General features: G+C 75.4%; 6 protein-coding genes. 5 read left to right on the forward strand and 1 reads right to left on the reverse strand.

Going from position 1 to position 11,812, the window contains the following annotated elements; all coding sequences use genetic code 11:
* The first annotated feature begins 86 nt into the window (after window positions 1-86).
* From ABT106_RS01650 to ABT106_RS01660, 3 genes are read left to right on the forward strand one after another with little or no spacing between them, the layout of a single operon-like run.
* Window positions 87-5,483, forward strand: coding sequence for an ATP-binding protein (locus tag ABT106_RS01650; protein ID WP_351270704.1), 5,397 nt, complete (start codon window positions 87-89; stop codon window positions 5,481-5,483).
* Window positions 5,480-7,015, forward strand: coding sequence for a CATRA conflict system CASPASE/TPR repeat-associated protein (locus ABT106_RS01655; RefSeq protein WP_351270706.1), 1,536 nt, complete (start codon window positions 5,480-5,482; stop codon window positions 7,013-7,015). The genes ABT106_RS01650 and ABT106_RS01655 overlap by 4 nt, the downstream gene beginning before the upstream one ends.
* Window positions 7,012-7,368: a hypothetical protein gene (locus tag ABT106_RS01660; protein ID WP_351270709.1), complete on the forward strand. Its 357-nt coding sequence runs from the start codon at window positions 7,012-7,014 to the stop codon at window positions 7,366-7,368. Before ABT106_RS01655 ends, ABT106_RS01660 begins: the two co-directional genes overlap by 4 nt.
* A 100-nt stretch (window positions 7,369-7,468) precedes the next feature.
* On the opposite strand, the gene ABT106_RS01665 is transcribed toward ABT106_RS01660, so the two are convergent.
* Window positions 7,469-7,837: a VOC family protein gene (locus ABT106_RS01665; RefSeq protein ID WP_351270711.1), complete on the reverse strand. Its 369-nt coding sequence runs from the start codon at window positions 7,835-7,837 to the stop codon at window positions 7,469-7,471.
* 156 nt (window positions 7,838-7,993) lie between these two features.
* On the opposite strand from ABT106_RS01665, the gene ABT106_RS01670 reads away from it, so the two are divergent.
* Both ABT106_RS01670 and ABT106_RS01675 read left to right on the forward strand, forming a co-directional pair.
* Entirely contained in the window at window positions 7,994-8,134 is a 141-nt protein-coding gene (locus tag ABT106_RS01670; RefSeq protein ID WP_351270713.1) for a hypothetical protein, read from the forward strand.
* A 431-nt stretch (window positions 8,135-8,565) separates the two neighbouring features.
* On the forward strand, window positions 8,566-11,769 hold the full coding sequence (locus ABT106_RS01675) for a non-ribosomal peptide synthetase (protein ID WP_351270716.1): 3,204 nt from the start codon (window positions 8,566-8,568) through the stop codon (window positions 11,767-11,769).
* Window positions 11,770-11,812: the final 43 nt, after the last annotated feature.

Genomic DNA, 11,812 nt, shown 5'->3' on the forward strand with positions numbered 1-11,812 from the left:
CGACGGTCACGGATGCTTCAAGTGGCCTATGGAAGGACGGCCTTGGTGACAGCGTCGCAGCGGACGGCGAACCGGAGGAGATCGTTTTGACGTACGAGGAACACAGCACGGCGGCGGAGCCGGGCGACGGGCGGACGAGCGGCCCCGGGGCGCGGCCCGCCGGTGGCTTCCACTACGTCGGTGTCGGCGCCTCCCGTTACGCCAGCGACCGGCTGGACGACCTCCCCAGCCCGGCCGGGGGCGTCGTCCGGCTCGACGAAGTCCTGGCGGCTGCGGTTCCCGGGTACGCCCGCGCCTACTCCTCGCGGATCGTCGTCGACCCCACCGCCGGCCGGGTGGAGGAACTCGTCGCCGGAGCCGTCCTGCCGGCCGGTGAGGGCTCGGCGCCGCCCCGGCTGACCGACCTGCTGGTGGTGTGGAGCGGGCACGGGGAACCGGGGCGGGACGACGGCCGGCTGATGCTTGCCGTCCGCGACACCCGCGTGCGGGACGACGTGCCGTGGTCGCCGGCCGTGGCCGCCGAGGACCTGGTGACGTGGGCGGCCGCCTCCGGGGCCCGCCAGTTGCTGCTGGTGGTCGACTGCTGCTCGGCCGCTTCCGCCGGCACCTCCCTCGCCGTGGCCGACGCCGTCGCGAACGCGGTCCGGCGGGCCGAGGGCTCCGGTGACTTCCTGTGGATCGGCATGCTGACGGCGACCGTCGAGGGTCAGGACGCCGCCGACGGGCTTCTCCCCCACCATCTGACGCAGGTCCTGGCCCACGGTCCCCGCACGGGCAGCAGCAACCTGCGGGCGTGGACGGCCGGTCAGCCCCTGGTCACCCCCGAGGCCGTGGCACAGGAGCTCCTCGACCGGTGGCGGGAACGGGTCGGCCCGGCCTCTCCGCAACTGCTGGAGTTCCGCGTCAATCCGCAGCGGCCGCAGATGCGCAACCGCCCCGGATTCGCGGGCCCCGGTGAGAGACTGACCGTCGACGGCCGGCCGTACGGCATGTTCCGCAATCCCCACTACCAGCCCGGCACCGGCCCCCAGGTCGTCCAGCACCTGCTGGAGGCGGCCCACGGCTCGGGGGACGTCACCGGTCCGAGCCTGTTCAGCGGGCGCGCGCCGGAGGTCGGCCGGATCGTCGGCCGGATGTCCGGGGCCGCTCCCGGGGTGTGGGTCCTCACCGGGCCTCCGGGGAGCGGCAAGTCGGCCGTGATCGGCAGGGTCGTGACCCTGTCGGATCCGGACCGGCGGGGCAGGCTCCTCGGCTCGGGGGAGCCATTGGAGCACGCGGACCCCGGGCTCGGCTCCGTCCGGGCCCACGTCCACGCGCGCGGGCGGTCCGCCGACGACCTGGCCGCGCTGATCGACGGGCAGCTCATCGGTTCCGGCACCCTCCTGGCCCGGGACGGCGGCGCGCGGCGCACCAGTGAGCAACTGGTCGCGGCCGTGCGCGAGGCCGCGCGTCCGACGGCCCCGGTGGTGATCGTCTTCGACGGACTGGACGAGACCCGCGCCTTCCAGGCCCGCGGCAACGGCCGGCGGCGGCGCCACGCCTTCGACATCGTCGAGCGGCTCGCCGTACCCCTGGGCGAGGCCGCGCTCGTGCTCGTGGCGACCCGCGACCTCCCCGACGACGATCACGAGGGGCAGAGCCTGCTGACCCGGCTGTGCGGGGACCAGGGCGCCGACCTCGACCTGGCCGCGCCCGAGTGCCTGGCGAGCGGCGCCGAGGCCGTGCGCGGCTATGTGGCACGCCGGCTGACCGGCGGGTCCGGGCCGGAGCGGACGGCCCCCGGGGAGACGGCCGCGTCCCCCACGGGGGGCACCGTTCTCGGCGCGGACAAAGCGGGCCTGGTCGCGGACCACATCCTCGCCGCGGCCCGGGCCGACGGCTCGGGGGCCTTCCTGCTCGCACGAATCCTCACGGACCTGCTCGTCTCCCGCCCGGTGGACACGAGCGGTCCGGACTGGCCGTCCCGGCTCGGCGGCAGCGTCGCGGAAGCGGTCGTGCGGGACATCGAAGGGGTGCCGGCGCCCCTGCGGGCCGAACGCGCCGACCGGGCCCCCGATCACGCGCGGATCCTCCTGACCGCCCTCACCTGGGGCCTGGGCTCCGGCTTCCCCGAGACGGAATGGCTGATCGTCGCCTCCGCCCTCGCCCGGGGCGAAGGCCTGCTGGACGCGGACGCCCGGTACACCGGTGAGGACGTCCACTGGGTGCTGTCGGAGCTGGGGCGGTACGTCGTCCAGGACGTCCTCGGCGCGGGGGACGGCGTCCCCGGGCCGGCCACGTACCGGATCGCCCACCAAAGCATCGCGGACGTCCTGCGGCCCCGGTTCACCCCGGTTCCGGCCGCCCCCTTCGACGCGGCCGCGCTCCAGGTCGCCGACGCCCTGCTGACGGCGCTGCGCGCGTGGGCCGACACCGGAATGCCGCTCACGGACGCGCGGTACCTGTGGCTCTACCACGGGGCCCACGCGTCCGCCGCGGGCAACGAGGGCGTCGAGGGCATGGCCCGGCTGGCCGAGGCCACCGAGGACCACAGGGCGCTGGCGGCGAGCGCGCACACCGTGGCACAGCACTTCGTCAACCACGGCTACGCCCGACAGGCGCTGCCCGCGCTCGGCACGGCGCTCACGGTGCTGCGCCGGCTCGCCGAGGACGGACCCGAGGACCGGTGGAAACTGGCGGAGAGTCTGGAGCTGGCCTGCGAGGCCCACCTCCTCGCCGGTGACCGGGAATCCGCGGGCACCCTGGCGACCGAGGCGCGGGAGCAGTACGAGTTCCTCGTGAACGAGGACTTCGGTCTCCCGCAGAGCGTCCGCGCCCTGGCCAAAGCCCTGATCGGCGAGTCCGAGTTCGTGCCGGACTTCGCGGCGGCGCGCGCCGCCGCGGTGCGTGCCCTGGAAGTGACCCGCCGGCCGTCGGCCCGCGAACTGCGGCCCCACGCCCTCATCGCGAAGGCCGGGCTGGAACACCGCGCGGGCCGGCCCCGGGAGGCTCTCGCCGCGCTGGACGAGTTCCTGGTGCTGGTGGGTCTGGAGACCGTACTGTCGCCCGAGCCCGAGCCCGGGTCCGAGCCCGCGGGAGCGGCCCCGGCAGCCGCGGATCGCTCGCCGGAGAGCCTGGAGCCGGGGCCCGACCTGGCGGGACTGCTGGACACGGCCGGGGTCATACTCGACGCCCTCGGCCGGCAGGACCAGGCGGAGCGGGCGGCGGAACTCGGCGTCGCGTCCTTGCGGGACGCCTTCGAGGTGGCCCCGCAGAGGGTCCGCCACCTCCTCGGCAACGCGCTGTGCAACCTGTGCGCGATCCAGATCGCGCGGGGCAGGAGCCGGGAGGCGGTCGCCAGCGGCAGCGAGGCCCTGGATCTGCTGACGGCGTTCGACGACGGCACGTCCGGACCGCACACCGTGGCCATCGCCACGGCCGAGACCCAGCTGGCCGTGGCCCTCGCGGCGGACCGGTCCTTCACGAGCGCGTACATGTACGCGGCCTCGGCGGTCGGCCGGCTCCGGCCGCTCGCCGCCTCCGGGCCCGAGGCGGCCACCCGGCTGGCCGCGGCCCTGTTCAACCTGGCCGGGGCGACCGCCCCCCAGGTGGAAGGGGACCAGGACGGCCCGTACGCGTGGCAGGAAGAAATCCGCGAGGAGGCGTACGGCCACGCCGCCGAAGCCATGGGCGTCCTGGACGGACTCTTCGCCACGGACCGGGACCGGTACGCGGCCGACTGGCTGCGCGGGGTGTCCCAGTACCTGGAGGCGGCCGTGATCACCGACCGGGAGGCACGTGCCGTCGGCCAGGTCGAGCCGGCGCTCGCCGTCGCACGGGAACGGTTCGCGCACACACCCGAGTTCGGCCTGCTCGGGCTCGTACGACTGCTGCGTTCCACGGCCTCGGTGACGGAGGCGAGCGCACCGGACGGTACGGCCCCCGAGGAGCTGAGCAGCGCCCTGGAGCGGTCCGCGGCGTACCTCGACGAGGCCGCCTCGCTGCTCGAACCGCTCACGCGGCGGGACCCGGACACCTATCTGAGCGGCTTCTGCGACACCCGGCTGGAGCAGGCCCGGGTGCTGCGCCGCCTCGCGAAGCCGACACCACCGCCGTCCCCGGGCGCGCCGGACGCGCCGGGGCGTTCCCCCGGCGAGCGGGCCGAACTCCTGGAGAGCCAAGCGCTGGCCCAGCTGCGGCAAGCCCACGCCCGGCTGCCCCGGGCGTACACCTACGAGCTGGCCGACGCCCTGGAGCGCCGCGCCGCGCGCAGGCCCGACGCCGAAGCGGTCGAACTGCTGACCGAGGCGCTCGAACTGCTGATCCCCGCGGTCACTCCGCAGGACCACGCCCTGAGCCAGCGCACGATGTCGGTCGCCTCCGGACTCGCCGAGATCCTGCGGGAAGCCGGCCGGGCGGAGGAGGCCGGCGCGGTGGTGGCGCGGCTCCGGGACGTCGACCACATCGGGGCCGTCCTCTTCGCCGAGATCCAGGCCATCGACCCGACCGAGCCGGTGGACGCCCTGCGCCAGCTGGCCCTGTCCCTGTCGGCCCCGGACCTCGCCCCCCGGCGCCAGTACGTGCTGCGGTGCGTGATCCGCCTGTTCAGGGAGGAACTGCGTGAGGACTTCGACGGGCTCTGGCACACCATCACGGCGTCGGCCCCGCCCGAGTGGGTCACCCTCCCCGTCTCCTACGCGCAACTCCTCGACCGCTGGGTCATGCAACCGTCCCTGGAGGCACACCACTCGTTCCTGGTGGCCCACCCGGAACTGCTCACCGACCTGGGAGACCAGGCCGTGGACGAGCTGTTCGGGCTGGCCGGTCCCACCGACCTCGACATCGGGCCGATGACCTTCCGGACGCTGCGGGGCATCCGCCTGCTCGGCCGCACGCACGGGGTGGAGGCGACCGGAGCGGAGGCCGTCCGCGAGCGTGTCACGGCCTTCTGCGCGGCAGGGCCCGCCGAACAGCTGCGGGTGGCCGAACACGACGGTGCCTTCCTGCGGGACGTCGCCGACGAGCTGTTCGAAGAGCTGCCCGGATGGTGGGTGACTGACGTGCCGCTGGCCTCGGCCTGGGCCGTCGTCCTCCTGTCGGCCGATGAGGACGGCACGCGGCTGCTCCGCCTCGTCGCCGGGCTCGTCGGGGACCCCCGGGCTCTGGTGGACCTGTGCCGGACGGTCCTGTTCACCGATGAGGATCCGACCCGCGCCCTGCGCCTGGTCTTCGTCGCCGCCGCCGCTGCCGCCGCGGACGGGAACGAGCCCTGCGAGGCCGCGGCGCTCCTCCTCTCCGTCGTGGCCACGCTCGTCGCGCAGGACGCGGACGCCGAGGAGGTGGAGCGGGCCCTGCCGACCGCCGAAGGGGCCGCCACCGTGGCGGCCGCCGAACCGGAGCTCGCCGCCGCCCTGGCCGCGGACCTCGCGGCCCTCGCCGCGGCCCGGCCCGCTCTCGGCCCCCTCGCCGAAGTGTGGACCCGTACGGCCGGCGGTACGGGATGACCGGGGCCGTTCTGGAGCAGCGGTGCCTCGTCGGTTACGTGTTCACCGCCGATGACGCCGACGGCCGGGATCGGATGCGCGCGCTGTGGGCCTCCGCCCTGGCCCGCTGGCCGGTCAGCGACCGCGACGGCGGCGCACCGTTCGACCCGGCGGGGCCCGCCGGGCCGTCCGGGGACGCGGTCCTGCGGATCGCCGACGGAGCGCCCGGTGCCCCGGGACTCCACCAGGCCGTCCTGCGACGCTACCGGGACCGGCTCTGCCTCAGCGCCGCTCTCTCACCGCCCGACGGGGTGTGGGCCGACCTGATGGCGGCGTGGCAGGCGGTCGCCGCTCCGGGACCCGGGACCGCGGTGGTGCTCACCGCGGTCGCGCCCGGTCTGGGGGCCGGCGCGGCGGAGCCGGACGTCCGTGCGGCGCTGGCGGCCGCGCTGCCGCCGGGCGCGCTCCCGGACGGCCGGGCCGTCGTACTGCCCCCGCTGACGCACGCCCCCACGGACCTGCTGTTCGCCGAAGCCGCGCGGGGCGGTCCGCGCACCGCGCGGTGCCTCGCCGTGGTGGCGCCCGCCGGAGCGGAGGCCGAACTCGACCGGTGGACGTGGAGCGACGGGAGTCCCCTGCTCGCTCCGCTGGGCCGCTACCTCCTCCACGCGGCCGGACTCGACCTGCTGGCGGCGGCGGTGGACGTACGGACGGCCCGTGCGCGGACCACCGTCGGCCGCGTCGAGGCGCACATCGCCGCGCTCCTCGCCCTGGTACGGGCACCTGCCGGGCCCGGCCTCATCCCGGCGGGGCGGACCCGTCTGATCGGCATGACGGGCGACCTGCTCGACCTGGCCACCCTGCGCACCCGCCTCGCGCAGGACGCGCGCGACGCCGGGGCCGTCGCCCACAACCTGCGCACGGCCGTGCCCGGCGTCCTGCCGTCGCCCGCTTCGGGCGACCCCGCGGCCTCGCCGGTGACGGGCGATCTCGGCACCGCCGAGCGGATCGGCCGGCGGGCCGAGGACCTCGGGGCGTGGCTCGCGTCGGTGGAGGAGCGCAGCCGCTACGCCGCCGCGGCCGTGGAGACGGCCGTCGCCGAACAGGTACGGCTTGCCGCGGAGGCGGCGGCGGGCCTCCACGAGCGGATCACCACCCGCAACGCGGCCCTGCTGGGAGCCCTGGTGATGCTGCTCGCGGCGATCCAGGCCATGGAGTACGACGTACCGCTGCCGAAGCGGCTGGAGCCCGCGCTGATCACCTTGCTGGCCGCCCTGGCGCTGCTGCTCGCGGCCGCCGTCCCCGGACGGGACGGCCCCACGGCCGGCCGCGCCGCGCACGGGGCCCCGGTGGTGTGGGCGGTGCTCGCCACGGCCGCCGCCGCGGGCTGGTGCGTGGAGAGCGGGGCGGGCCTGGTGGTCCACGCCGCCGTCAGTCCGGCCCGCTCGCTCCTGTCGGCCCTCGCGGCCGCTTGTCTCACCGGGCTCGTGCTGCTCCTGCGGACGCTGATCCGCGGACGCCGGGGCGCCGGTCCGCCTATCCTCGGACCATGACCCACGACACCGCGCGTCCGGGCGCGCCGGACCCCGAACAGGTCCGTGAGACCCGCGAGTTGCTGACCCTCGTCCGACGGAGGTGGCTCCTCGCCGACTGGTCCCCGGTGGCCGCGGTCGTGGACGACCTGGCACAGGCCGTCCTCCGGGGCGACCGGGACCAGATCGAAGTCCTGCTGGACGTACTGCGCACGAAGTCCCCCCCGATGGCCAACCAGTCCGTCGGCGGGACCGGCCCGGCGCCCGCGGAGGTGACCGAGAGCATCGACCGGATTCTCGTCAACACCGCCGACACCACCGCCCCCCAGGGGCCGGGCGCCGCGCAGGACCCCCCGGCGGAGGGCTCCGCCTGAGCGGTGCGCGGACCCGTTCACGAGGGCTTCGGCGAGGCGGCTCCGCCGGGCGGCCGGTGTGGACCGGGGCGTTCCCGGCGGGCGCGGACGGGCCGGGGCCTCATTCGGAGCGGTGGCAGACCGCCTCCACGTTGTTGCCGTCAGGATCCCTGACGAACGCCCCGTAGTAGGCGAGGTGATACTCCGGCCACAGCCTCGGTTCGTGGAGGACCTCCGCACCCGCGGCGACCGCCGCTTCGAAGAACGCGCGCACCTGAGCCCGGTCGGCCGCTTCGAGGGCCACATGCACTTCGCGCGCCGCACCCGGCGTCGTCACCGGGCCGATCCAGAATCGCGGCTGGGTCGTACCCCAGCCGATCACCAGGCCGAATTCCATCAGCCGCTTGCTGCCGAGCGGCGCGAGGACACGGTCGTAGAAGGCGGCGGAGGCCGCCGGATCCGCTACCTGGAGCGAGATGTGATCGAGCATGCCCCGATCGTGACACACCCTCCGGCCCGGGTCCCGGATTGCCGGAACCACGGGTAGCCGACTCGCGTTGCCGCCGCCGGTCGTACGAACCTCCGGCGACGACCGGCCGGGGCAGCCCGCCCCACACCCCCGGACGGGACAGACGGAACCACGGCCGTGGACGGGACCACGGCCACCGTGACCGGTTCCGGCGAGGTGACCGCGCGTCACGACGGCGCCGCCGGCACCGGCATCATCGGCGACGTCGCACCGCTCCTGCGCCCCGCCGGGGGGCGGCTGATCACCCATTGTCCATAAGGGCGTTGACGCATCGTCAGAGATGATCAAGCCCGTGGACACCCGGACGGACGTCCGGGCCGCGTCCGCACAGCTCGGCGTGTACATGACGGTCGATTCCGGGCCGTGGACGGCTCTTGACGGTGTGTGGGTGTTGTGCGAATCTCTCGACAGGTCTGGACCAATTGTCTTCCTCGGGCGGGGGCCCGAGCTGCCGAACGCCCCGGGCAAACCCCGGGGTGTCAGGCCGACCTGACCTCTCACGGCCGACGGCCGGTCCTCGGGGGTGGGCCGGACGCCACACGGCGGCCGACACCGCCACCGAACCCACTCACCGCAGCCTGCCGCCGGCGTCCGGAACCCCGACGTACGGCAGCCCGCGCCCCATGCCGCGTCCGCACGGTCACCGTGCCACTCCTCCACTCTGCTCCGACGTCCTAAGTGAGCCGCCGATGTCCGACATCCCACTGCCCGAACGCACCCCGGCCTCACCGGCCCAGCAGGGCGTCTGGCTGACCGATCGACTGGGACTGGCCCGCGAGGCGTTCCACATGCCGGTGCGGATCTCCTTCGACCGGATCGACACGGCGGCGCTGGCCCGCGCGGTGTCCGCGGTGACCGGGCGTCATCCGGCCCTGGCGGCGCGGCTGGTGGAGCATGACGGCCGGGTCTGGCAGGAACCCGCGGCGCGGCGGCCCGAACTGGTGCGGCTCGACGCGCCCGCGGACGAGGCCGACGTGGAGAAGCGGCTGGAGGAGGAGGCCGCTCGTCCGTTCTCCCTGGAGACCGGCCCGCTCAGCCGCTTCACCCTGCTCCAGCGCGCCGACGGCAGCGCCGAGCTGCTGGTCACCGCCCACCACGCGGTCTTCGACGGCAACTCCAAGGACGTCCTGACCCGGGACCTCGCAGCCGCGTACGGCTCGGCGCTCCTCCCCGCGGCCAGCGCGCAGGCCGCACAGGTCTCACCGGGCTCACCGGGCTCACCGGGCTCACCGACCGCACAGGCCGCACCGACCGCGGATCCGGACACCGTACGGAGCGCTGCCGAGTGGTACGGGGCGCGTTGGGCCGCCGCCACCGCACCGGTACTGCCCGGGGCGCCACGCACCACGACCGTCGCCGGAGCCGGTGAGGCGGTCGAGTGGCGCCTCGACGTCTCCCAGGCGGGCGAGTTGGCCGCCGCGGCCGCCGCCACCGGTACCACCGTCTTCGAGTTCCTGCTCGCGGCCCTGCACGGGCTGCTGCGCCGCTACGGCGGCGAAGCGGTGCCGGTGTCCGTCCCCTTGTCCACCCGGACCCCCGAACTCGGCGGGGAGATCGGGCTGTTCGTCAACGAGCTGCCCGTCCACGCGCCCGCGGCCGATGCCTCACAGACCTTCGCCGCTTTCGCCGCAGCCGTCCGGACCGAGCTGCGGGCCGGCTATCCGTACCGCGGCGTGCCCTTCGGCACCGCGGTCACCGGACTGAGCCCCCGCGTCGGCCTGGCCGCGGTCTCGCTCGGCTACCGTCGCCGCGGCCCGGATCCGGACTTCGCCGGCACCGGCGCCCGGGTCGTCTGGGCCGTGCACAACCGCACCGCCCGCAACACCCTCCACCTCCAGATCGTCGAAGCCCCCGGTGCCCCCGGCACCCCCGGCGGCGGCCTCGACTTCAGCCTCCAGTTCGACCCGGGCGTGCTCGCCCCGGACACCGCCCGCCGGATCGCCGGCCACTACCGGACCCTGCTCGCCGGGGCGCTCGCCGCACCCAGTACCCGGCTGGTGGACCTGCCGCTGCTGGACGCGGCCGAACTCCGGGCCGTCACCACCGCGCCGAACGCAACCGACCGGCCCTACCCGGCTGACCGGACCGTGCTCGATCTGTTCCGCGCCCAGGCCGCCGCCACTCCCGAGGCCATCGCGGTCAGCGTGACCGGCCGTCACCTCACCTACCGCGAACTCCGTTCCCGTATCGCGCAGTTGACCGCCGCACTGCGCGCCGGTGGCGTCCGGCCAGGCGACCTCGTCGCCCTCCACCTCGACCGCACCGCCGACCTGCCCGCCGCGCTGCTCGCCGTACTCGCCACCGGTGCGGCGTACCTGCCGCTGGACCCCGGCTACCCGGCCGAGCGCCTCGCCCTCGTCCTGCGCGACTCCGGAGCCGTTCTGGTGCTCGCCGACCGCGAGCCCTCGCCCGCGGTCGCCGCCGCGGCCCCAGCGGTCCTACGGCTCCCGGCGCCGTCGGCGCCGGCCGAGGCCGCTTCCGGCACCGTCACCGCCGACACCCGCGACACCGATCACACCGCTCCCTCCCACCCCACCGACGCCGGTCCGGAGGATGTCGCGTACGTCCTCTACACCTCCGGCTCCACCGGCCGCCCCAAGGGCGTCGCGGTCGGCCACCGGGCGTTGGTCAACCTGCTCACCTCCTTCGCCGGCCGGCTCGACTCCGGGCCCCGGCACGCCTGGCTCGGCCTGACCTCGCTCTCGTTCGACATCTCCGCGCTGGAGCTCTACCTGCCGCTGATCACCGGCGGCCGTCTGGTCCTGGCCCCGGACGGCCTCGCCGTCGACGGCCCCGGCCTGCTCGCACTGATCGGCGCCGAGGGAGTCACCCACGTCCAGGCCACCCCGTCCGGATGGCGGGTCATGCTCACGGCGGGGACCGGCGCCGACGCGCTCACCGCCGTCACCGGCCTGGCCGGCGGCGAGGCGCTGCCGCTGCCGCTCGCCCGCCAACTGCGCGCGCGCACCGCGCGGCTGTTCAATGTGTACGGGCCCACCGAGACCACCGTCTGGTCCACCTGCGCCGAACTCCCCGCCGACCCGCAGCAGGTCAGGATCGGCCGCCCGATCGCCAACACCCAGGCATACATCGTCGACGAGCAGCTCAGCCCCACCCCGCTCGGCATCCCCGGAGAGCTGCTGATCGGTGGAGACGGAGTCGCCCACGGCTACCTGGGACGGCCCGAACTCACCGCCGAACGCTTCGTGCGGGACCCGTTCGGTCCGCCCGGCGCCCGGCTCTACCGCACCGGCGACCGCGCCGTCTGGACGTCCGACGGCGAACTCGACTTCCTCGGCCGGATCGACGACCAGGTCAAGATCCGCGGTCACCGGATCGAACTCGGCGAGATCGAGTCCGCCCTGCTGGAGCACCCGGCCCTCGCCCAGGCCGCCGTTGCCGTCCGTACCGAGGACGACGGTGAGCCCTTCCTCGCCGGCTACCTGGTCCCGTCCGCCGGTGCCCGGCCGCCCTCCCCCGCCGACCTGCGCGACCACCTGATGCGCACGCTGCCGGCCGCGATGGCGCCGCAGCGCTGGCTCACCATGGAGCGCCTGCCCCTCACCCCGAACGGCAAGTTGGACCGCCGGGCCCTGCCGGTGCCGCCGCGCGAGGCTCCGGCGCGCCGGGCCGCCGATGCCGCCGGGCCCGGCGAGCCGGCCGGTCCCGGCGACGAGACGACGGCGACGATCCGCCGGATCTGGGCCGAGGTGCTGAACCTGCCCGACGTCGGCCCCGACGAAGACCTGTTCGACCTCGGCGGTCATTCGCTGACGGTCATCCAGATCGCCGCCCGGATCCGCGACGCGCTCGGCGTGGAACTGGACTTCGACGTGTTCTTCGACGTCCCGACCCCGGCCGGCATCGGCGCCGCCGTCCGCGCCCTCCAGTAGGCGCCGCGCCCGGTACGCCGGGCGCGGGCCACACATCCGTGCC

This window comes from Streptomyces sp. NPDC002044 (assembly GCF_040296725.1).
Lineage (GTDB): Bacteria > Actinomycetota > Actinomycetes > Streptomycetales > Streptomycetaceae > Streptomyces > Streptomyces antarcticus.